Origin of the sequence: Flavobacterium franklandianum (genome assembly GCF_007097365.1) — a bacterium.
In the GTDB taxonomy this organism is placed as follows: Bacteria; Bacteroidota; Bacteroidia; order Flavobacteriales; family Flavobacteriaceae; genus Flavobacterium; species Flavobacterium franklandianum.
This window is the reverse complement of the sequence record NZ_VJZR01000007.1, coordinates 72,766-95,921: the sequence shown is the minus strand read 5'-3', so window position 1 is coordinate 95,921 and position 23,156 is coordinate 72,766. Positions and strand designations below refer to the sequence as shown.

Annotated in this window: 24 protein-coding genes; all 24 read right to left on the bottom strand. The window is 32.2% G+C overall.

The window, feature by feature from the left end:
- Positions 1 to 796: 796 nt before the first annotated feature.
- On the bottom strand, positions 797 to 1,840 hold the full coding sequence (gene neuB, locus FNW17_RS09670; protein ID WP_144071518.1) for an N-acetylneuraminate synthase: 1,044 nt from the start codon (positions 1,838 to 1,840) through the stop codon (positions 797 to 799).
- A 7-nt stretch (positions 1,841 to 1,847) separates the two neighbouring features.
- The gene (locus FNW17_RS09665) at positions 1,848 to 2,522 is read right to left on the bottom strand and encodes an acylneuraminate cytidylyltransferase family protein (protein ID WP_143391456.1); all 675 of its coding nucleotides are present in this window, start codon (positions 2,520 to 2,522) and stop codon (positions 1,848 to 1,850) included.
- 1 nt (position 2,523) lies between these two features.
- Positions 2,524 to 3,684 carry an ATP-binding protein gene (locus FNW17_RS09660; protein WP_144071517.1) on the bottom strand — a complete coding sequence of 387 codons (1,161 nt, stop codon included), beginning with the start codon at positions 3,682 to 3,684 and terminating at the stop codon, positions 2,524 to 2,526.
- Between the two features lie 364 nt (positions 3,685 to 4,048).
- Positions 4,049 to 4,753, bottom strand: a complete 705-nt coding sequence (locus FNW17_RS09655) for an FkbM family methyltransferase (protein WP_143391455.1) — start codon at positions 4,751 to 4,753, stop codon at positions 4,049 to 4,051.
- A 50-nt stretch (positions 4,754 to 4,803) separates the two neighbouring features.
- Complete coding sequence (locus FNW17_RS09650) at positions 4,804 to 5,712, bottom strand: glycosyltransferase family 2 protein (RefSeq protein WP_143391737.1); 909 nt, start codon at positions 5,710 to 5,712, stop codon at positions 4,804 to 4,806.
- 20 nt (positions 5,713 to 5,732) lie between these two features.
- Positions 5,733 to 6,188 (bottom strand): hypothetical protein, encoded by a 456-nt coding sequence (locus FNW17_RS09645; RefSeq protein WP_143391738.1) that lies wholly within the window; start codon positions 6,186 to 6,188, stop codon positions 5,733 to 5,735.
- Positions 6,181 to 6,477, bottom strand: a complete 297-nt coding sequence (locus FNW17_RS09640; RefSeq protein ID WP_143391739.1) for a nucleotidyltransferase domain-containing protein — start codon at positions 6,475 to 6,477, stop codon at positions 6,181 to 6,183. The genes FNW17_RS09645 and FNW17_RS09640 overlap by 8 nt, the downstream gene beginning before the upstream one ends.
- Positions 6,478 to 6,678: 201 nt before the next feature.
- Positions 6,679 to 7,761 (bottom strand): glycosyltransferase family 2 protein, encoded by a 1,083-nt coding sequence (locus FNW17_RS09635; RefSeq protein WP_143391740.1) that lies wholly within the window; start codon positions 7,759 to 7,761, stop codon positions 6,679 to 6,681.
- Positions 7,762 to 7,800: 39 nt separating this feature from the next.
- Positions 7,801 to 8,739, bottom strand: a complete 939-nt coding sequence (locus FNW17_RS09630; RefSeq protein ID WP_143391741.1) for a glycosyltransferase family 10 domain-containing protein — start codon at positions 8,737 to 8,739, stop codon at positions 7,801 to 7,803.
- Between the two features lie 47 nt (positions 8,740 to 8,786).
- Complete coding sequence (locus FNW17_RS09625) at positions 8,787 to 9,629, bottom strand: glycosyltransferase family 2 protein (RefSeq protein ID WP_143391742.1); 843 nt, start codon at positions 9,627 to 9,629, stop codon at positions 8,787 to 8,789.
- A 6-nt stretch (positions 9,630 to 9,635) separates the two neighbouring features.
- The gene (locus FNW17_RS09620) at positions 9,636 to 10,523 is read right to left on the bottom strand and encodes an FkbM family methyltransferase (protein WP_143391743.1); all 888 of its coding nucleotides are present in this window, start codon (positions 10,521 to 10,523) and stop codon (positions 9,636 to 9,638) included.
- Positions 10,524 to 10,689: 166 nt separating this feature from the next.
- Positions 10,690 to 11,907 (bottom strand): glycosyltransferase family protein, encoded by a 1,218-nt coding sequence (locus FNW17_RS09615; RefSeq protein ID WP_143391744.1) that lies wholly within the window; start codon positions 11,905 to 11,907, stop codon positions 10,690 to 10,692.
- A gap of 169 nt (positions 11,908 to 12,076) precedes the next feature.
- Positions 12,077 to 12,853, bottom strand: a complete 777-nt coding sequence (locus FNW17_RS09610) for a glycosyltransferase family 2 protein (RefSeq protein ID WP_185964849.1) — start codon at positions 12,851 to 12,853, stop codon at positions 12,077 to 12,079.
- A gap of 2 nt (positions 12,854 to 12,855) precedes the next feature.
- The gene (locus FNW17_RS09605) at positions 12,856 to 13,689 is read right to left on the bottom strand and encodes a DUF5672 family protein (protein ID WP_143391746.1); all 834 of its coding nucleotides are present in this window, start codon (positions 13,687 to 13,689) and stop codon (positions 12,856 to 12,858) included.
- 37 nt (positions 13,690 to 13,726) lie between these two features.
- The gene (locus FNW17_RS09600; protein ID WP_143391747.1) at positions 13,727 to 14,650 is read right to left on the bottom strand and encodes a glycosyltransferase family 2 protein; all 924 of its coding nucleotides are present in this window, start codon (positions 14,648 to 14,650) and stop codon (positions 13,727 to 13,729) included.
- Positions 14,643 to 15,587 (bottom strand): glycosyltransferase family 2 protein, encoded by a 945-nt coding sequence (locus FNW17_RS09595; RefSeq protein ID WP_143391748.1) that lies wholly within the window; start codon positions 15,585 to 15,587, stop codon positions 14,643 to 14,645. Before FNW17_RS09595 ends, FNW17_RS09600 begins: the two co-directional genes overlap by 8 nt.
- Positions 15,572 to 16,453 carry an alpha-1,2-fucosyltransferase gene (locus FNW17_RS09590; protein ID WP_143391749.1) on the bottom strand — a complete coding sequence of 294 codons (882 nt, stop codon included), beginning with the start codon at positions 16,451 to 16,453 and terminating at the stop codon, positions 15,572 to 15,574. The genes FNW17_RS09595 and FNW17_RS09590 overlap by 16 nt, the downstream gene beginning before the upstream one ends.
- The gene (locus FNW17_RS09585; RefSeq protein WP_143391750.1) at positions 16,453 to 17,283 is read right to left on the bottom strand and encodes an FkbM family methyltransferase; all 831 of its coding nucleotides are present in this window, start codon (positions 17,281 to 17,283) and stop codon (positions 16,453 to 16,455) included. Before FNW17_RS09585 ends, FNW17_RS09590 begins: the two co-directional genes overlap by 1 nt.
- Before the next feature lie 45 nt (positions 17,284 to 17,328).
- Positions 17,329 to 18,084, bottom strand: coding sequence for an FkbM family methyltransferase (locus FNW17_RS09580; RefSeq protein ID WP_143391751.1), 756 nt, complete (start codon positions 18,082 to 18,084; stop codon positions 17,329 to 17,331).
- A gap of 2 nt (positions 18,085 to 18,086) precedes the next feature.
- Complete coding sequence (locus FNW17_RS16530; RefSeq protein WP_143391752.1) at positions 18,087 to 19,355, bottom strand: ABC transporter ATP-binding protein; 1,269 nt, start codon at positions 19,353 to 19,355, stop codon at positions 18,087 to 18,089.
- 130 nt (positions 19,356 to 19,485) lie between these two features.
- On the bottom strand, positions 19,486 to 19,632 hold the full coding sequence (locus FNW17_RS16325) for a hypothetical protein (RefSeq protein ID WP_185964850.1): 147 nt from the start codon (positions 19,630 to 19,632) through the stop codon (positions 19,486 to 19,488).
- Entirely contained in the window at positions 19,619 to 20,203 is a 585-nt protein-coding gene (locus tag FNW17_RS09570) for a zeta toxin family protein (protein ID WP_143391753.1), read from the bottom strand. The genes FNW17_RS16325 and FNW17_RS09570 overlap by 14 nt, the downstream gene beginning before the upstream one ends.
- A gap of 338 nt (positions 20,204 to 20,541) precedes the next feature.
- A complete protein-coding gene (locus FNW17_RS09565; protein ID WP_143391754.1) occupies positions 20,542 to 21,756 on the bottom strand; it encodes an ATP-binding protein in 1,215 nt (404 codons plus the stop codon).
- A gap of 270 nt (positions 21,757 to 22,026) precedes the next feature.
- Entirely contained in the window at positions 22,027 to 22,896 is an 870-nt protein-coding gene (locus FNW17_RS09560; protein ID WP_143391755.1) for an ABC transporter permease, read from the bottom strand.
- Positions 22,897 to 23,156 lie beyond the last annotated feature (260 nt).

The window sequence follows — 23,156 nt, the reverse complement described above, 5'->3', positions numbered from 1 at the left end:
TCCCTCTCAAGAGGGGAATTTGTCCCTACTAACAGAAGTCTATTAGGATTTAGAAAAGTATTTAGTATAAATAATTCATAAATCACACAACCCTAATCCCTCTCAAGAGGGGAATTTGTCCCTACTAACAGAAGTCTATTAGGATTTAGAAAAGTATTTAGTATAAATAATTCATAAATCACACAACCCTAGTCCCTCTCAAGAGGGGAATTTGTCCCTACTAACAGAAGTCTATTAGGATTTAGAAAAGTATTTAGTATAAATAATTCATAAATCACACAACCCTAGTCCCTCTCAAGAGGGGAATTTGTCCCTACTAACAGAAGTCTATTAGGATTTAGAAAAGTATTTAGTATAAATAATTCATAAATCACACAACCCTAGTCCCTCTCAAGAGGGGAATTTGTCCCTACTAACAGAAGTCTATTAGCATTTAGAAAAGTATTTAGTATAAATAATTCATAAATCACTCAACCCTAATCCCTCTCAAGAGGGGAATTTGTCCCTACTAACAGAAGTCTATTAGGATTTAGAAAAGTATTTAGTATAAATAATTCATAAATCACACAACCCTAGTCCCTCTCAAGAGGGGAATTTGTCCCTACTAACAGAAGTCTATTAGCATTTAGAAAAGTATTTAGTATAAATAATTCATAAATCACTCAACCCTAGCTCCTCTCAAGAGGGGAATTTGTCCCTACTAACAGAAGTCTATTAGGATTTAGAAATCAATTTCAGATATACTTTCGTAATTATTCCCCTCCTAACTCCCCTCTTGAGAGGGGTTGGGGGTGTGTCAAGAATTACAATCCTCCCAACTCAATTGTTCATCATTTGCGATATCCCTGATAGCCACTTTACCCAAAATAGTTTCAAAATGTTCTGCTAATATCGCTCCAGTTCCAGGACGCTTTACCCAGATATTTTCTTTAGTAAACTCTTCCCCTTTTTTGATTGGCGCAATCGTACAAACCGTGGCAAAAGCAAAATCTATGGTAACCTGCTCTTCTTTGGCGGGTTGTTTAGTACCACCGCGCATTTGCCAAATTTCATTCGAGTTTTGAATTAATTCCTTAGTAGCTTGTTCATCCATACTACACACAATATCAGGACCCGTTCGCTGCATATGGTCTGTAAAATGACGCTCTAAAATACTCGCACCAAGAGCTACAGCTCCCAAACAGGCATTATTATTCAGGGTATGATCTGATAAACCAAAAACTTTATCAGAAAAGGCATTGTGCATTTCCATCATGGCTCCCAAACGCACCAAAGGAATAGGGGTTGGGTATAAATTAGTAGTATGCAACAGCGCCACAGGTACTTTATGTTTATCAAATATGGCTACCGCTTTGCGAATGCTTTCTATGGTATTCATTCCCGTGCTCAAAATAACAGGTTTGCCAAAAGAAGCAATGTGTTCCAATAAAGGATAGTTATTGCATTCTCCCGAACCAATTTTGTAAGCTGGAATATCAAATTTTCGTAATCTTTCGGCAGCAGCACGAGAAAAAGGAGTCGATATAAATAGTATCCCTTTACTTTCGACATAATTTTTGAGTTCCAATTCATCGGCCTCATTGAGGGCACAACGCTCCATGATTTCATAAATAGAAACATCAGAATTGCCAGGGATTACTTTTTTGGCAGCACCACTCATCTCGTCTGCTACAATATGAGTTTGATGTTTGACTATTTCAACGCCTGCTCGATGAGCAGCATCGACCATTTCTTTGGCCACTTGCAAAGAGCCTTCGTGGTTAATACCAATTTCGACAATGACCAATGGTGGGTAATCGAGTCCTATTTTTCTGCCTGCTATTTCTATGTATGGGTTCATAAAAAAGTTATGAGTTATGAGTTATGAGCTTCCTTAATAAATACTCTGTATACTCCAAATCCTCCTGAGTATCGATATCAACATTAGCAAAAATAGAATTAACTTCATATGGAAAAGCTTTTTCTGAAATAATAATTTCTTGCAAAATCAAAGAGGCTTTAGTGATATACAGCAATCCATTTTCAAAAAATAAGGGTTCCAAATCTTGACTACGTTGTCCTATCGAATAATTAAAAGGATGAAACTTATTTTCTACTATTTTACCCAATTTTTGATGGTTTCTAGAAACCGTAAACAAACTATCATAGTTTCCTTTTTGATACATTTCAAAAGCTTGTTCCAACAAATTTTGTGGACGCAATGGATTGGTAGCTTGCAATAAAATCACATTTTCCACATCCGCTTCAATCGATTCTAAAACGTGCTTCAAAGCCGAAACGGTAGGCTCAAAATCTCCGGATAAATTTTCGGGTCTATCGATTACTTTTACTCCATATTGTAGAGCTATTTCTTTTATTTTTTCATCATCAGTCGATACATAAATTTCGTCAATAATAGTACTATCTTTCTGGGCATACAAAATACTATGAACAATCAATGGAATACCATGCAAGGGTAAAATATTCTTATTCGGTAATCTTTTCGAACCACCTCGAGCGGGAATAATAGCTATATTTTTCATATCAAAAAGTAAGATTTAAAAACTCCGACAATCCGCAAACGGTTACATTGGGCGCAATTTCATAAGAAACGGGAGCTGGAATTATCACATACGTTTTTTGCGGTTTTATAACTTCCAAAGCACGGTAAAAACCTTTGGTCAATTTGGGTGCTGTCGAAGCTTTACATTCAATAGCAATGCGTTGATTCCCTTTTTCAAGAATTAAATCCATTTCATCGCCAGTGGCGGTGCGATAAAAATAATAATTCCAATCGGGTTTGTTTACAATAATATTTTCAACCACTACACCTTCCCAAGAAGAGCCAAATACAGGATTCCCTAATAAGGAATTGAAATCTGGAATGGACAATAATTGATGCAACAAGCCTGAATCCCTAACAAATACTTTTGGCGACTTAACCAATCGTTTCTTCACATTAGTTTCATACGGAAGTACCGTTCGCAAAATAAAAGTTTGCTCCAACAAATCGATATATCTTCGAATGGTAGGATGTGTCAAGCCTAATGATTCACCCAATTTGGAATAATTAATCAGCTGCCCTTGATTGTGGGCGCACATTACCAATAACCGCTTGAGTTGCAAAGCTGGAATTTGAAAACCCAATTGCGGAATATCACGTTCGATGAAAGTTTTGATAAAATTAGTGCGCCAAATTTCGCTAAACCCATCATTATCGGACAAATAACTATCCGGAAAACCACCTCGAAGCCAAAATGTATTCAAACAAAACCCTTCTAATTGATTCAATTCGTTTATGGTAAAAGGCGCTAAATACACCAACCCGATTCTACCCGCCAAGCTTTCAGAGGTTTGCTGAATCAAATCTCGAGAGGCAGAACCCAGCAAAATAAATTTTCCGTTTTGGCGATTTCTGTCCACCACGCTTCTCAAAACTGAAAATAATTGAGGCACCAATTGAATTTCGTCTAAGCATATTATTTTATCGGCATTGGATTCAAAGAAAAAACTGGGCTGATCTAATTTACTCAAATCTATATCGTACTGCAAGTCCAAAAACAAGGAATCGCCCCAATTTTGACACAATCGTTTTACCAAAGTCGATTTTCCGCACTGCCTAGGTCCCAAAACCGCAACAACCGGAAATATTTTAAGATACTGTTTTATAGTATCCTCTATCGTTCTTTGAATAAAATCGTGCATATTGTAAATTACATTTTCAATTTGCATCAAAATTACAAATAATAAGTCAAAAAAAACAATATTTTAGCGAATATTTGTGATATAAATGCACTTTTAAAAAAAAAATATTCTTTAAATTTAATATAATACATTTAAAATAAGCACTTTATATGGTATAAAATCAAAAAACGTGCAAATTGAAAATCTAATTTTCAATTTGCACGTTTTTTTAAATCGATATGCCTATTTGTCAGGCTGCCAATACAATTTGGTTTCTGGTAGTTGATTGTAGCTTTAGTGTTCTCTTTCCGTTATATGGTTGCTGCTTTTTTTTTTAAAATTCGTAACCATATACTAACAAACCAAAAATAATAGACATAAATATTTATTCTTTTACTTTCCATTTACAATCCATTTCCCACCAACTCTCTTCTACTTCTATATATTCACCATCTTTTAATACACCCCAACCTTTTGCAGCCAAATAATAATTTTCATCCAACAATTCTTTAAATCCTGACTCGCTATTATCTCCAAGTTCATATATGTTTTGATAACTATCTTTTGAAGTTTCACAAGTTATACTTCCTATTTTTTTATTTTTAATCCAATAAGATAACGTTTTAAGAACAGTCAAGTCATTACCTTGAATATCGGAACAATAAGTGTCAATAAAATCAATCTTTCTTTCATCCAAAAAATCAGAAAGTCTTACAGCTGGTACTTCTATAGTATATAACATTTTTATATCATTTGGCCAATTTTGTTTAAATTCACCTATAGATGACGAGCGACCATTATTGCTGCTAATATTAAACTTAATTACTCCATTATAATCAGTTACAGCAGCATTAATTATATGTACATTTCTATAGAATCTATACTTTTTTATTAAATTTTTGTACAATTCAGGATTAGCTTCAAATCCATAACAAAATTTATGTGAACTAATTAACTGATCAAAACTTGAGCCTTTATGTAAACCTAAATAGATTAATATTCTATTTTCTTTTGGTAAAAAACAGTGTTTTAAAGGTTGTAGTAATTTTAAATTGAGCGCATTCCAAATGCGGCATACTAATTTTTTCATTGTTAAATATTAAATTAATTTAGTTTTTTAGAAAATTTAAAGAAAAATATTCATTTTTCAGGCTTCCAATACAACTTAGTTTCCGGAAGTGCATTGTAGGTTTCATACTCTTTTTGAGTCAATCGGTTGCTGTTTTTTATAATTCGAGGTATATTCCCAACCAAATCTAACAACGCCAAACCTATGGCCAGCAAAGTTTTGAAATCACCTTGAAATACTTTGAGTTTGAATTGCATCCAAAGCGAATACGCCATTTTTCTGGGTATTTCGCGATAAGGGTAAAACAAGAAAAACAAATACCAACCCGAACGCAACGAACGACGCTGTCTTTCTATATAATCCTTGTGTTGTTTCCTCGCTTTGATATCGACCCGATGATGCACCAAAACCTCAGCCAAATAGTGAATTTCCCAATTCTTTTTGAATAATTGATAGGAAGCAAAATTTTCCTCGCCATAAAAAATAAACCAAGCTGGATAATCAGGAATATCACGCCAAGTCTGCATTCGCCAAACATGAGCACAGCCTACAAATCCTTGTACTTGATGCGGTTTTTCTGTTGAAATAATAGACCTCGGCTCTTCCAATCCCCAAAAAATGCGAAAACCAAGCAAGCCGCAATTCTTATTATCTTCAAAATAGTTGCGTATAGATTCTAACGGGTTTTCCGAAAGAAAATGTGCATCGTCATCAATAGAAATAGCAAACTCGGTGGTGACTAAACCCATCAATCGATTCCTGCTGTAAATCAAGCCCTGACTTTTGGGGTTCTGAATCAAACGGATTTCAGGATAATTGGTTTGTAAATACAGTGCTGTCCCATCAGTAGAGCCATCATCACAAATAAGGCAAACCACATTCTTATTGTCTAATAAATATTGAATTTTATCCAACGTAAAAGCCAAATCAGTTAGGCGGTTTTTGGTGGTGATGAGGATGGAGAAAGTGGGGTTTGACATTTTGGAAGATTGCTTTTACACTAGCCTTTTAGAATAGATTCTTTTACTAAAAACAGCTGAAATTGACGAACAGTTTTTATAAAAAAAGGAGCTAATTCTAGGGCTTCCTGATACAATTCTTGAAAAGCAACAGCCGAATATTCATGAACAGCTTGGTTTCTAAAACTTTTTAGAACCATCAATTGATCTACATTATCAATAACTCCCATTTTTTCTAACATATTCAAACGATCAATGAACATTAGTCCATCTTCTCCTTTCAATTTAAAATAAGCCTTTACTATTTGTTGAAAAAAAACATCTGAATTTCGGGTAAGCTTTATAATCAATGCGTCAAAAGCTTCTGTTTCCTCAAAAGCATAGTTACTTTTTATACCAATACTGGTACAATGTTCCAGCGATTTGGTTAATCCATTCATCGCTGTTTCAAAATTCGAAAACGATTCTATATAGGCTTCTAAAAATAATTTATTCATGGTCTAAAAGTGTAGCATAACTCATTATATATCTTTTAAAAGCAGTATCTTGGGATTTTTCAAAATTTACAATATCCATTTTTTGCTTGCCAAATTTTGAAAAGAACAATTGTTTCATTTTATACAAATCGCTATGATGAAGCTTATTTTCAGTCAAAACTAAAATATCTATATCGCCTCCTCGAAGGGTATCGTTTACCCTTGAACCAAACAAATAAACTTGGTTAAAAGGTGATTTCGATTTCCAATACTCATAAATAAATTTTTTTTGTTCTGTTGCTAATCTCATCGTAAATCGGTTTAAAACAGCTTAGATAAGCTACTATCTAGACAAAAATACTACTTAAAAAATGATTTTTTAGAAAATAGCATCTAAAATTAAATAAAATGGTAAAAAACCATCATAGAAAAAAACCACAAAAATGATGGTTAACCCGTAAATTGTTCAGGCGGTTTTTGGTGGTGATACCGATGGAGAAAGTGGCTTGTGTCATTGCCTAATTATTTTTTTATACGCTGTCGTTGTAGGATTCGTTTTCGACATACCCCTTTGGGTTTTCCAAAAAATTAATGATTTCAATCCCAGTTTTAGTTCTTGTTTGAGGGGCAACTTGGCTTGCCTTTTGTATTTAGCCAGAAGATATTCAAAATACATTGAGGGCGAATAACGCTTTTTTTTCAAAAAACATTTTCGTAAAACATCGGCTTCTAAATCGATGAGATACTGATTGAACTTTTTAGATTCAAAAAAACCAGAAGCATTGGCTATTTCTAATTTCTTTTGTATTTGTTTGAAAATCTTGAGGTCATTGAATGATAGAACTTCGGTTTTGCCAAATTGCCGCTCCAGAAATTCAAATTCACTATTATTCCATTGCACCTCTAAATACTGCAACAGTTGAAATTTTGTTGCAATGTCATTCTTTTTCTGCTCATCGGCTCTTTTTCGTGACACTTGATTGGAGTACAATCGGTATTCCAATAGCACTTCTTGTAGGTTGTGCAGCTTTCCTAAGGATAGTATTCGAACCCACATATCATAATCTTCGGCGGGTTCTTTGGAGGTGTCGTATTGAATTGAATATTGGTCTAGTACTTTTTTTCTAATCATTACTGATGGATGTGAAATACAATTCCCCCATAATAAACTTATTTTTATAGCCTCGTGATGTTCTGGAAGCGTAATTCGTTTGTCGTTGCCCATAATTTTATAAGTTGTACCACAAACCACCACCTCGGGATGAGTTTCTAAATAGGCTATTTGTTTAGCAAATCGCTCGGGATAGCTGATGTCGTCGCCGTCCATCCGAGCAATGTAATCCCCCTTGGCTAATTTTATTCCTGAATTCAAACTATTGGTATAGCCTGAATTTACTGGCTTTTGTATCAATTGAATCCGTGAATCTTCAATTTTTTGGATAATAGCAACCGTAGCATCTGTCGAAGCATCGTCAATAATCAAGAGTTCAAAATCAGTAAATGTTTGATTCAGGATACTTTCAACCGCCGTTTGTATGTACAATTCGCAATTGTACACGGGTAATATAACGGTGATTTTTGGAGTAGAAACCATAAAAATATTGAAATGTTTATTCTGTTTTAGAATTCAAAGCTATAAACTCAAATGTGTAAAAACTCGTTTCTGTATTTTAGAGCAAAACAAATTAAAGCCGTGTAAATACCGAAGCCATCGAACTGCCATTGGCTTTTTATTTTCTTCAACAATTTTACTAATTATTTCTAAAACTTGCTGGTGTTCTTCATTATGGGTCATTTTGGCGGGACTAAAAGGGGGTTGCTGAATCATATCAATTGCCGAATCCTCATTTTGATTTATTTCCAAAATTTTTTCAATCAAATCTTCTTCTGATTTAAATTGATTGTAATCTAAAAATCGCTGCGAATTAAAATCCCGGTCTACGAGTTTATTCCCCCAATAAATAGGAATACAATCTTTAAGAATAGGCTCCATTATTTTTTCGGTTGTATAACCATCTTGGTCACTATTTTCAAAGGAAATAACAAATTTATACTCCTTGATAAAGGCTGCTTTATCAGCCACTCTGCCTCCAACATTATTCAAAACACTTCCTCCTGAATCTACTAGTTTGTATTTTGACAAATGCTTGAAAAATTCAATTCTTTTGGCGCAATTTGGGTTTGAAACAACCATGCAACAAAACTTGGTTTTTCCCTTCCAAATTTGTGTTGCCTCTTCTCTTGTTTTTTTATATTCCAATTGGGGCAACATATTGTGATGGTCAATATATATAGAATACAGAGGCAATCTAAAATGCTTCTTATTTGAAATAAAATCAAAGCTAAAAGCAAAATCACAGGCTGAAAAATCAGGTCGTTTATTTTCACCCGTATAAAATATGCGAGTACATTTATAGTTCAAATAGTCGTGACCAAAACTAGAATAAAACAACAAATCTGGGTTTTCATCAATAACTAAATCATAATGAGAACTCAACAAATTATAAAAATAATTGTCCGTCTTGTCAAAATTAGGCCAAAAATCGGTAAAATTAATTTTAAGTTCTTTCATCCTATTACTTATTCAACATTCAAACAGAATATATTCCCATACAAATATCATCTCATTAACTTTTTTACGAATCGCAAAGGACGCAATATAGCTGTTCCGATTTTAAATTCCAGTTTATTTTTAACTTTTAAATACTCTCTTTTTTCTGATACAATGGAATCTAAAAAGTGATTAACCATATCTTCATAATGAGGCAAATATAAATCTTTATGTTTGGTGTAAATAAATGCCATATTATCTTTATACTGCCTATTCATTGTTGTTCTTCTAGAAACTAAATGTTGTCGATAAAAAAACAAAAACTCTTCAATAATCTTAACTTTCCAACCTAATTTACAAACACCAAGATAGAACTCCCAATCTTCATACCCATTCCTTGGATCAGTATCATACCCCCCTGATTTTTCCCAACATTCTCTTCTAAAAAGTGAAGACCCCATATGAAGTCCATTACCAAACAAAAAATCGGAAACAGAATGAGCTTTAGATTTAAATTCTTGCAAGGGTTTACCGTTTGTTAAATACCTTCTTCCCCAACTGCTTACAATTCCTATCTCTGCATTATTCACTAACACGGCCAAAGCCTTTTCTAGAAAAGTGGCTTCGTACTTATCATCGGCATCCAAAGTTAGAATAAATTCTGCCTTAGCATGTTCAATACCACAATTTCTGGCTCTACTCACACCTCCATTATTTTTATAAACATAAACAAAACGAGCATCTTTAGCTACCCATCCATTGGCAACTGCCTCAGTATGATCTGAACTTCCATCATTTACAATAATACATTCCCAATTAGTGTGTGTTTGATTATAGATACATTGTAATGCTTCGTCCAAGAATTGGGCTTGGTTATAACAGGGAACAACTATAGAGACAAATGATTTCATATGTATTTATATCTTTCTATAAGCATAAATGATACCTGTAATAGGGGTTAAAGTCCTTGAAAAATAGTCAAATCCCGATGTATTCAGTATTTCAGTTAGACGTTCAGAGCCTTTGTCATGCCATTCGAGCATAAACACATCTACTTTATGGATCACTCCAGATTCAAAAATATTTTCAAAAATTTCATATTCAGCGCCTTCACAATCCATCTTGACAATGATTTTCTTGTCTTTATTTTCATCGATGATTTTAGTAAACTCTTGGGATGCCTCCCTGATTTGAACTTGTATTTCCGTAACATTTTGATTATCCATATAACTTGGACTCAATGTCCCACGAATTCCTGTATTGCCTTTAACGAGCTTATTGAAGATAAAAGTTTCCTTTCTGTCATTTTTTCCGAGTCCAAAATTTTGGAAGCTATGCACTTTATGTCTTTTCTTGTTTAACGACAAATTATACTTTGCTTGGTCAAAAGTGTCGTTTACAGGCTCGAAAGCATATATTTTATCAACATAGTCTAAGGTAGAGAAATACAGCGAGGATATGCCAATATTAGCACCAATGTCAATGATAACCGCTTTTGAATTGGAGCTAAAATTATAATCTCCCTCACAAAACACCTCATGTAGGATAAAAAACTCATCGTAACTTTCGACATAAAATGTCAAATTTGAAAAACTAACCAAAAAGCCATCCTTATGACTCTCTATTTTTAGATTTTCAAATTTGTTGTCTAAAGCTAAAATATACTTTCTTGAACTAAAAAGTAATTCAAAATTATTCTTGACGTTGAACTTCTTTAAATAATTAATTTCCTTTTCGTTTATCTTTCTTTTATTTTCTATCCTAAAACCTAATTTATTAATTAGTAAGTGGACTATTTTTTTCATATGTAGATAATATTTTTTTTAAGGAATATGTAATTCGCATATATCTTTATAGGTATTTGCATCACATTCCCGTTATGCTCATTTCATATCCTATTTTTATTAAAATCTTTGTCAATCTAGTTCTGCAACTTTATTCTATAAATCTAATAACGCATTCAAGAATCTCTTATGAATGGCCACTTGAGTCAAACAAAACAGCATCTAACAGTTTTTTAAAATTTTCCTCACTAAAATAATCCCCAAAAGGAAATACTGCTGCATCAGAATTCAATCGATCAACTATCAAGATTTCCAGTTTTTGTTTTATTTCTTCCTTATCATTGCAATTGGCAATATATTTAGGGTCCGTAATTATCCTTTGCATTTCACTTCTTTCAGGAGAAATGGAGAGAATTGGTTTCTGCGTTGCTGCCAGAAAGGGTGCTTTACCAACCAAAACATTACAATACAAAGGGCCATTCTCCAAAATGATGTTAATATCGGCTTGATGCATTTGCTCATTACAAGAATCAGAAAAACTGGCAAAATCCAAGATTTTAATGTTGGAACATTTTGAATATTTGACTACCAATTTCTTCTTATCTATCCCTTTTAATCGCAAAACAAACTCCGTATTTTCAATGTACAGCAGATTATTTTCTAACAATTCTTGATAAGCGTCTAAAAGAATTTCCACATTTCTACCAAACTGAATCGCCCCTTGATAAGAAATCATGATTTTTTTATTCTTTTTATAAACATTTTCCATCTTCGATAAATCAAAAACACTCTCGTCGTATTGATGGGGCAAATTGTAAAATTTCTTTCTCGAACCATATAAATATTGCAAATCTTCAGACAAAATTTCAGTAGCCATACAAGATTTTGCTTGATTGACCACTTCAAACATTTCCTTTACTTTAAAAAGCTCTAAATTTGTCAATGGACTGATTGAACCTGTACACCAAAATGTAGGATAAGGCTCATTGAAAGTAATAATAGATTTTTTAAGGATGGATAAATCTTTAGCGCCCAAGATGGTTTCACAATCCAATCCTGCACTTCGAATAAAAATATGGTCGTATTGCTGATAGTCAATCTTCGTAATATAGGATCCGAATACTTTGTGAATGTTATTTCTAATCAATGAAACATGAAAAAAACGCCAATAAAATTTATTGAACAACTTGGTATAAAAAGGAATTTTCAAATCTAAAACATACGTCTTAATAGAATTAACTGGCAATAAATCCAGACAGTCTTCACTTTCACTTTGCTTTAAATACACTACGTCAATAATCGATTGGGGATAGGCTTTTCTTAATTTTGCCAAAAAAGAACGGGATATAATCCCTTGACTGGTCCCCCAAACTCTTAAATCCTGTTCAATTACTAAAAATTTCATTATAATCTATTTGTTTTGAATATGCAATCATTCAATTTGCTTATGAAAATTCGAAATAGTTTGAAGCTAAAAATACCATTTATAACTTCAAAACCGCAACCAAAATTAGGCATTCTTTTTATTTTCTAACCAAGTTTCTTCTAGTTTAATAATTTTAAAGTCTCAAGAATTAGTTAAATTTACGACTTATACTTTTAAAAATTTTTTGAAGATTTATTATTACAGTTAAAATTCTTGAATTCTGATACGGTAATAATTGTTCCAATAAACGAAAGTCTGTCATCAAATTTGGCAGTAACTCGTTTTCTATTCTTTGATACTCTTGTCCCCAAGTACTTGTTTGTGAAATTCCATTCAATTGAAAAATCGCAATTGGAGTCGTATAACTTTTTGAAGTTGTAGTGGAGTTTAGAAAACTACGAATCCAAAACTCATGATCGCCGGCAATCATATAGCTTTCATTGTAAAGTCCAACTTTTTGGAATAAACTTCGTTTTATATATGTACTTTGGTGTTTAAACCCCTTTTTGTACACATAAAATAATGTGGGATTTTCGATATGGGTTCTTCTTCCGGTAATCGCATTGTCTTTTTCTAAAAAACAGTCAAAAGCAACAATATCTTCTTTTAATTTTTCGCTACAAATTTTCAAAATAGTGGCATCGTCAACTAGTACATCCCCACTATTCATAAACAATAAATAGTCCCCAATAGCACTATTTATTCCTTTATTCATCGCATTATAAATCCCTTTATCAGGTTCACTAACCCAATAAGTCAATTGATCTTGATATTTTAGGATTACTTCTTTACTTCCATCAGTAGAATTACCATCTATGACAATATATTCAAAATCGGAATAGGTCTGATTTAATACCGACACAATGGTTTTTTCTAAACCAATAGCATCGTTATAATTTACCGTTATGATGGATATTTTAGGCACAGTTACTTCTTTATATTTTTTAAATTCATAGAATATCCAAATTTTTCTATAATAGGCTTGTAGAATTTTAAATCATATTTCCACCAAGCATGACTTCCAAATGGCAATTGATTATTATTCAAATTATATAATTTTTTTGGTTGCATTTCAAACGAAAAAGAAGCAGCAAGTGGTGCATCAGGAATAGTAAATCCCTTAATTCTTTTACCAGCTAAACAAAACATTTTATCTTCATTGTCCAATCGGTTTCTATGCAAATTTTTAAATGAATAAGATCTATAATATTGCTTAAATGCGTCAAGCCAATATAATGTAACTTTTGTTTTTTTACATTGCAAAATAAATTCTTTGAAACTTCTTATTTTTTTTCTGCTTTTTAAAACCCTAATGCTGTCTTTAATATTTCGCAATGAGAACCCTCCGTTACCCACTCCAAAAAATTCATTTACGGAATCATCATTTGAATTACCAAGAAACCATGGAGCACCTACATAAGAGTATCCTTTGTTTACCCAAAACATCAATTCATCCTTGAATACAAAACTATCTAATTGATAAATTAAAATATAATTATAATTAATAAAATGAGAATAAAACCAAACTGATAACATCATTTGATTATAAGTAATTAAAGACTCAAAATTATCATCATCAAAAAAAAGAAATTTAGCCTTATTAGAGTAATCCTGATGAAATGAACCCAACTCCATTTTTTTTGGACAAATAAAAACAATCGGGTAATTCCCTAAAACAGCAAAACATTGTTGCAATGAAATGGTTTCAAATGGAGACATTTCGTTTTTATAAACCGGAATCACTATGGCAACTGTTGACATTATCTTTTTACGATTTTATTTTAAAAAAGTTGGAAACCTAAAAGTACTTTGAAAAGATTTTCACTTTGAGTACATTTTTTAATATTTTTTTTGACATTTTCAATACCCCTAATTTATACAAACTTTTTTTTATCATATTTCCAACCCTATATCTATTCGATTTTTGAATATTAATAAGACTAAATTTTAAATAACTCGTATAATTAATATACCTAACAAATAAAATTTCAGACAATTTATTAAATTCTTCTTCTGAAAGAATTAATCTAAAAATATTATGTGCTTTAATTATATCCTGTGTCATATCTTTATGAGTTAGACCATCAATATTTATCCTATATAATGCTAATACTTCATTAATATGAACAGCTTTACAATCTTTATAAAACAAACTTACCCACATAATCCAGTCTTCTTTTGCCCCTAACTCTTCAGGAAATTTAAAATTTTGAAATAATGTTTTTTCAAATAAACCACAATGAATTGGTATTGTAAAAGTATCATCCCATTTATAAAGTATGCTGTCAAAATTAAAGAATTCGTCTTTTAAGATTCCAGAATTAAGCATAGGCTCTTCAACTTTATTAATAAACCTTCTAAAATTAGATATTGCTATTTTTACATTATTATCAAATGCTTCCTGAAGCATATTTATCGATAATTCTAATTTGGTATTAGCAATCCAATCATCCGAATCCAAAAACTGGATATACTCCCCTTTTACTGCTTCTAAACCCGCATTCCTAGCACTACTCAACCCGCCATTTTCTTTTTTCAAACAAACAAATCGACTGTCTTTTGATACCCATCTTTGGGCCACCTCTTCCGTATGGTCTGTACTGCCGTCATTGACGATGATGCATTCCCAATCAATGTAGGTCTGGTCTAAAACCGATTGCAAAGCCTCATCCAAAAATTGAGCTTGGTTATAGCAGGGAACGATGATGGAGACTTTAGGCATTTAACAAATGATTTAAAAACTTCTTGGTTATTTTCGTTCCAAGAAAATAGTTGATAATTTTATAAAAAGGGGCATAGAATCGCTTATCCAAATAACGACAATTTTCATTTATAACAAAATAAAAATCTGATTTTGTATAAATTCTTCCATTATACTGTTTTCTGAATACTTTCTTTATAGCGCTTAAAAGTATTGGTTTTGCTTCAGAATTATTTTGTAGCAAATCAAAAAAGACCTCAGGGAGTTGTTTATTGGCTAATTTATCTTGACTAGTAGAAGATTCTCCGTGAACTCTATAAGAAGCTAATATTTTACCAGAACCGTAAAAAACGAAACCACTAATTAACATCTTTAACCACAAATGATAGTCTTCGGCAAGAGGAATTTCTTTTTTTTCAGTAAAGCCATTAACAAATTTTATCCTTTCCTTTTTAACTAATACAGTAAGGGTAGGAATTCTATTGCCATCAAGAAAATGTTTCAATGCTTCCTCACCTCTAAAAATTTGGTTAAGAGTATTCATCTTTCTACTTCTATCGAAAACATTATCATTATTAAAAATATAAGAATCTGAAAAAACTAAATCTACATTTTCCTCTTTGATTTCTTGCAATTGAATTTCTAATTTTTCTGGTAACCATAAATCATCAGCATCCAAAAATGCTATATACGAACCACTTGCTTTAGTGATTCCTAAATTTCTTGCTTTACCTTGTTTTCCGTTTTCTTGGTAAAAACTCTTTATACGACCCTCTTGATTGCTATTGTTTGCTATTATGGATGAAGTTGCATCAGTAGAACCATCATCAACAATAATCAATTCCCAGTCAGTATATGTTTGTGCAATTACAGAATTGATAGCCTCCTGAATGTAATTCGAAGCATTGTAAGCAGGCATAATGACCGAAACTACTGGTGCATTTATAATTTTATCCATTCTTCAGGCAATAATGTTTGAGTGTTCAAATCTTTTGTTTCAAACCATTTTTTTGGTGCAATTACTGTTTTATCAGAATTTATATTCAACCAAGCTGACCACCAACTAAATGAACTATTGGCAATGATATTATGATGGCAAGAACTCATCAACAGCATATCTTTCCAACTATCTTCTCCTTTATTATGTTCAACAACTATTTTTGGATAAGGCAAATCATTAAATTGTTCTTTGACCCAATCGCTATCGTCCGAGAAGAACACTAAAGTAAAATCTTTGTTTTTTGAAGCCATTAGTTTTATAGCTTCCAAATAATAGTCTAAACCACAACTTCCGTGATATTCTGCAGTCATTTTATCATTCACATAATCACCTCTTCTAATGTGAATTGCAATTGAATTGAAGTTCTTAATTTTTATTAGTAATTCTTTATTAATTTCGTCTAATGTATCAACAGGAAAAGAAAATAGTTCCCTTATAAAATTCTCATAACCTATAAGGTATTTACAACTCTGAAAATATCCTTTTAGATAAACAGGAGATTTAATTGACAAAGCATCCGTTTGAAAACCAAACGAAGGTTCATTATATATTTTAGGATAATTTAAACCTATTTTTTTTTTTGCCTTATTTATTTTAGATAAATGATGGAACGAAATAACATCTGATTCTGAAACCCTATCATACTGATTATCAAAAATGAACAATTCAAATTTTCTAGGTGTAAATCCAGGAGTTTTTTCAACCCGTTCAAAGATACTACCCTCTATTACAACCTTTGTTTTATTCTTTTGGGCAAGAATACTTGCAAATGCATATTGAAACATTTGATTGCCTAGACCTCCTTGTAATTTTATAATCAGCATTATATATCTTTTCGCTCGGCCAAATAATTTGTAGTAGTAAAGGCCTCGTACATCTCTCTATAATTATTGATTTTATGTAAACCATCTTTTACAATTCGATAGATATAAAAATCTTTACTTAATAAATAATAAAAGTCTTGAAAGTAGGTTCTGGAATCTATGTTGCAGCCTCCAAATTCAAATTGTATAAAATCTATTTTATGGCTATTTAGCATTTTTACAGCACCATTTAAAACACTTAATTCGTGACCCTCAACATCAAGTTTTAAAAAATTAATATGAACAATATTATTTTCTTCACAAAATGAATCGATAGTCTTGATTTCAATTTCTTCCTTTAAATCCATTTTAATATTAAAATGATCTAATCTTCTTTCGTAAACACTTGCCAAACCAGATTCTTCTTGGTTGTAATAAAGTGTTAAAAAAGTGTTTGAATTTCCAAATCCAAAATTATACAAATTTGTTTTTTTAATATGACTTGTGTTTATACTTAACTTGTTAAATGTTTTTTTTGAAGGTTCAAATGAAAGAATTTTTGAATGTTCACTAAACACTTCATTTAACAAAATCGTATATAACCCAATATTTGAGCCAACATCAAAAATCACTAATTGATTCGATTTTTTCAACTTATTTTTTATATAAAACAAGGCGTTTTTTTCACCAGAAGTATCTGTTTCAGAACCTCCTCCAATATTCATGCCATGCAAAGAGATGGAATAAAAACTTTCAAACAAATTTTGATATTGTTTTTGACCAATTCTTTTTTTTAAAATTGTTTTAGTAAGTTTTATAATAAATCTTTCAATAAATCTTTTAAGTCTCATCAGAAGTTTTTATTTGGATAATAATTAAATTAAAAATAGTTTACTTTATTTTTTTAAATAAAATTGAAGTCGTCTGTTAAAAAGTGAGATGATTTTGTAATATTTTTTATTTAAATAAAACTGATCCCCAACCTGACAATCAATTTCTGATTTCACCAGATTAAATCCATTTGAATCCATGAAGTTTTCAATATCCTTCCTCAAAGGTTGATTTTTGTATAGTTCAATATCTGCAACTTCCAACCAAATTGCTTTAGTTTCTTTAATAAAATCATTAGCTCCTGTTAAAACTTTTAATTCCGCTCCTTGAACATCCATATGAATAAAATCTACATTATTAATTTTATTATTAGCCAAAAATGAATTCAATGTAATTGTTTTAACATTAATTGTGTCATTAAAATTAAGCCATTTGTGGGGATTAAATTCTGGAGTAAGAAGAGAACTAGATTTGTTCCCAAAATCCCAGTCCAAATCCTTGGGTTGATTTTCTGGATGACCAGATGAAACATAAAATTGAGAAATCCCTTCTTCATCAGAAACTGCAAATGGGATAAGTGCCACATTTTCAACTTTATATTTTATTATGTTTTCCGCAACGAGTTTTTGATTATCAGGCAATGGCTCAAAAACATAGATAGAAGAAAAAGGAAAAATTCTAGAATATCGGATAGACTCTTCACCTTCACAACCACCAATATCTAAAATAGTCAATTTATCATTCTTCTTAAATAATTTTAAAAGATCTTTTTTTAATGGTGAATCGGTTAAAATATAATTATCCCTGTTGTAAATAGTCATACTTAGTAAATTTGTTCAATTTTTGTTTTCATTTGATCAACTATTAATCCACTTTTATTATTGACAATAGACTCCTCTTGTTCATAAACTACATCGGAGATAGTTAAAACAATGTCTTTATCTATATAATCAATCGACTCTGAACCTCTTGAAATCCCTACAATCAATTTATATTGCCCACTATTAAATTTAATTTTTTCTTCTGTAAATGAGGCAAAATAATTCCCTGGATCATAATCAGTGGGCATCGCCCAAGAGGTTCTGATAGGTGTATCTATCATATCTGCCATTCCAAGTCCAATAACTAAATTTTTTGTTTTTTCACTTACCGTGAAATGAATTTTAACTCTCCAAGGTTTACCTATTGGTATTTCATTCATTAAATTCCCATAACTATCTTCAATAGTTAACTTGGTGGCATAAGCTAATTTTGATCCAGACAATTTAGTATTAAATACATATTCAGAATCATTTAAAACAGACTGGCTCAAATAGAAGTTTATAACATCCTCTGTCTTTCCTTCCATAATAAATTTTCCGTTCTGTAACAAAATACATTTGGTACATAACTTTTGAATTGCCGCCATATTATGACTCACAAATAAAACTGTTCTCCCTCCTTGTTTGGAAATATCCTGCATCTTGCCAATGGCTTTTTTCTGGAACTCGGCATCGCCCACAGCAAGAACCTCATCGATCACCAAAATCTCTGGTTCCAGAAAAGCAGCAACAGCAAAAGCCAATCGTACCGTCATTCCGCTGCTGTAGCGTTTTACAGGTGTGTCAATGTAGCGTTGGCAACCCGAGAATTCAATTATTTCGTCTAGCTTGGAGTCAATTTCTTTTTTGGTCATTCCCAAAATGGCTCCGTTCAGGAAGATGTTTTCACGTCCCGTCATTTCTCCATTAAATCCTGTTCCTACTTCGAGCAAAGAAGCAATACGCCCTCTACATTTGATACTCCCAGTGGTAGGTGCAGTAACCTTAGATAATATTTTCAGCAAGGTCGATTTTCCCGCTCCGTTCTTGCCTATAATACCCAATACTTCGCCTCGTTTTACTTCAAAATTGATGTCTTGCAGTGCCCAAACATAATCGCTTTCGCCTTTGGTACTTCGGTCATTGGTATCACCAATCTTGAGGTATGGATCTTCTTTGCCCCGCAACTGATGCCACCAACGATTCAGGTCGTGACTGAGCGTGCCAGTCCCCACCTGCCCAAGGCGGTATTGTTTAGAGATGTTTTCGGCTTTGAGGATAATGTCTTTCAAGGGTAGAAGTGGGAGATTAGAAGTTAGAAGTTGGGAGTTAGAAGTTGTTTAAGAGTTTAATATTAGGAATTGAAAGTGCCATTGAAAGTGTTTTTTCTCAGTGAAACAATTAACCGATTAAACTATATACTTAAGGTTTTATTCTTACGATTTTATCTTCTTTAAGAATCACTAATTCACTATTCATTTTCTTTTTGAATTCAATCAGCTTTTCATAAACTTTATCCATTCCTTCAATTATTTTAGTTTGATTGGGCGTTCTTTTATACGTACTCATGGTATTGTTTTTTTAATTTATTGAATTTCAATTCATTCACAATAGTAATTTCCGATTCTAAGGTTTTCTCTGCAATTAATTCTGGTTTTCCTCCTGAATTATCATAAATCAGTACTTCATCAACCACCGAAAGATAAATTGCAAAGAGATTCCTTATTCCGTTTATATATCTTCGCCTTATAACTTCTGTTTCAATATTGTGACCCCCTTCATTCACTCTTGTTTTGACCCTTTCAATAGCTAAATCCACATTTTGCAACCAAAAAAATAATAAAGTTACAGTATAATTTTTCTTTTGAGCAACTATCACTTTAGATTTATAACTTTTGGTAGCTAAAGTAGTTTCAAAAGCAAAATTCTTATTAATTTCTAGGAGTTCATTTATCCTATTAATCATTATTCGCCCCGCTTCAAAGGAAACTTTTTCGGGCTGAAAGGGAGACAATCCTTTTGCAATCTCATCAGCATTTACAAATTCTTTGCAATTTAAAATTTCTGGCAATATAGTGAAAGAGGCCGTTGTCTTTCCTGCTCCATTACATCCTGCAATTATGTAAAGATTTTTATTCATTGTGACAAAGATAACAAAATCTTTTTTTTTATAAATGGTATGGTGCCAGAGCTATTTTCGGCTTTGAGGATAATATCTTTCAAGGGTAGAAGTGGGAGGTTAGAAGTTAGAAGTTGGGAGTTAGAAGTTGGGAGTTAGAGGTTGTTTAAGAGTTTAAAGGTTTAATGTTAGGGATTGATATTTAATTTTTTGATTCTCGTTTAGATTATGTGATTAACCATTTTAAACTTTAAACATTTCACCACAACGTACAAAGTTATTTATTTTTCTCAAATGAACTAATATGTGATTAGATGGTTTGCTGTTTTTTAATGGAAAGTAGGGTTTTACATTTTTAATTAATAGGTTAATAGAAAACTTCGTAAATCGGTAGCTAGTATTCCCTCATTTGTATTGCCATCAAATTTATCAAGGGTTATGACCACTTTTGGGAAATTATCATTAATCTTTTTTAAATTACCAAATTCTCTTTCCATTGTTTGGGGTTCGTTAATGGATAATGCCACTTGCACATACAGTTTTTCGCCTGCACGTTGGGCAACAAAATCAATTTCTAAAGCCCCTAAATTGCCTACCTGAACCTGATAGCCTCGAAATAGTAAATGATTATACACCACATTCTCCATGATTTTAGCCCGGTCTTCCAGACGATATCCCCACAAAGAATTGCGAATACCCAGATTCTCAAAATAATATTTTTCTCCTGTTTCAAAAATTCGCTTTCCTATTAAATCGTATCTACTGACTCGGTGTATCAAAAAAGCATTGACCAAATAGTCACTATAGGTTTGCACCTGATTAGAAGCCATATTGATATGCTGGGATTTTAAGAAATCACTGATTTTTTTTGCCGAAAAAAGACTCCCTATATTGCTAGCCAAAAACAAAACCAATTGTTCTAAGAACAAAACATTACGAATAGGAAACCGATTTATTATGTCCCGATACACAATGGTGTTGTAAATATTTTTGAGATATTCAAAAACTACAGCCTCCTCTAATACTAAATTTTTCAAATAAGGAAGTCCACCGTATTTGAAGTACATTTCCAACGTTTGCACACTCTCTTTCAAAGAATGAAAAACTAAAAACTCGGGATAAGACAAACTATACACCACAATTTCGATAGCTCTACCACTCAAATATCCCGCAATATCTCCTGACAATAAATTGGCATTGCTACCTGTACAATACAAATCTAAATCGTCGTGAAGCAACAAAGAACGCAAAGCGGTTTCAAAATTTTCAATATCTTGAATCTCGTCTATAAAAACATAGGTCATAGCGGAATTTGACTTTTGCTGCAAAACATAATCGTGTAAATCTTGGGCTGTTTTTAGTGCAGAAAAAGCAATATCTTCTTTATTCACATAAACAATGGCTGCTTGACTATCTTGCTCCAATAAATAATTCATAATTTGAAACAACAAATAGCTCTTTCCCACACGGCGTTGCCCTGTAAAAACCTTTATCAAATTCTTGCCAATATAAGGAAGCACCCTCTTGATGTAGTCCTCTCTTTTTACAATAGTACTTGGTATTTTAAAAGGCATTAGTTTTCGTTACGTTTAAATTATTTACAAATATAATAAAAGTTTTAAATATATATTAAATTTTATTGATATTAAAAAAAGATTAAAGTATGTCTAAAACTTTATGTTTATTACTGGAAAGGAAGCTGGGAGTTGGGAGTAATTGTTAAAAAGTTCAATGTTAGGGTTTGAAATTGATATTGATATTGATTTTTTTCTCAGTTAAACGATTATCCTTTACTACTGACAAACAACAAACCCTTCATACACCCCCTTCGGGGGCTGGGGGGACTAAACCGTATCAATAAAACTCTTCTCGGTCTTGTTAAAAACTAGTAAACCTACAAAAAACACAATAACGGTAATGCAAACGGTATAAACCAATCCCCAAACAGAAACCATTCCGACTCCTAAGAGGATATAACGGGTCGTTTCTATAATATAAGCCAAGGGGTTGTACTGCACCAACCAAGCGTAGTCGGGCATTTTGTCTCCTATCAAAGCCATAGGATACATCACTGCCGAAAGGTACATTAGTAATTGTACACCAAAACTAATTAAATAGCTCAAATCCCTATATTTAGTGACCATAGAAGAAATCAACATCCCTAAACCCAATCCGAGTATGCCCATCAAAAGGATTAAAAAAGGAAAAAATAAAACGTGTACATTTAGGCTCAAAGGAGCGCCTTGGATAAAATAGAAAAGGTAAAAAGCAACAAAAATAAAAAATTGAATGCCAAATTTGATTAAATTGGAGATTACGACGGACAATGGTGTAATGATTCTAGGAAAGTAAACCTTTCCAAAAATACTAGCATTAGCTTTGAACGTATCAGAAGTGCCACTGAGACAGGCTGTAAAATAATTCCAGACCATAATACCCGCCAAATTGAATAAAAAAGGGGGAATGGTTCCCGTATCGATTCCCGCTACTGTATTAAAAATAATAGTAAAAGTCACCGAGGTAAACAAAGGCTGAATTAAATACCACAATGGTCCCAATACGGTTTGTTTGTAAACCGTCACCACGTCTCGTTTGACGAATAGCATCAGCAAATCGCGATATTGCCAAACTTCTTTGAGATTGAGCGTGAAAAACTTATTCTTGGGTGTTATTTCAAACAACCACTCTTTTTCGATATTTTCTGTACTGTTCATGGGTAAGTATAAATTCAATCTATGGAACAAAAAAGGAATTCTTATCACCATCAAAACCTATAATCCCTAGCACTGTTCGAAAGCAAATATAATACTTTATAGATTAGAAGTAAAGTAAGGCATTCGCTTTTACAATAAAATCCAGCTGTAAAGAATAAATGCCACAGATTATAAACAATAAAAATTGGTTTTAACACTATAGTTTTAAGAGTTTTTAAACCCAAGTATCCATTTCATAAATTGATTTCTCTTTAAAATCT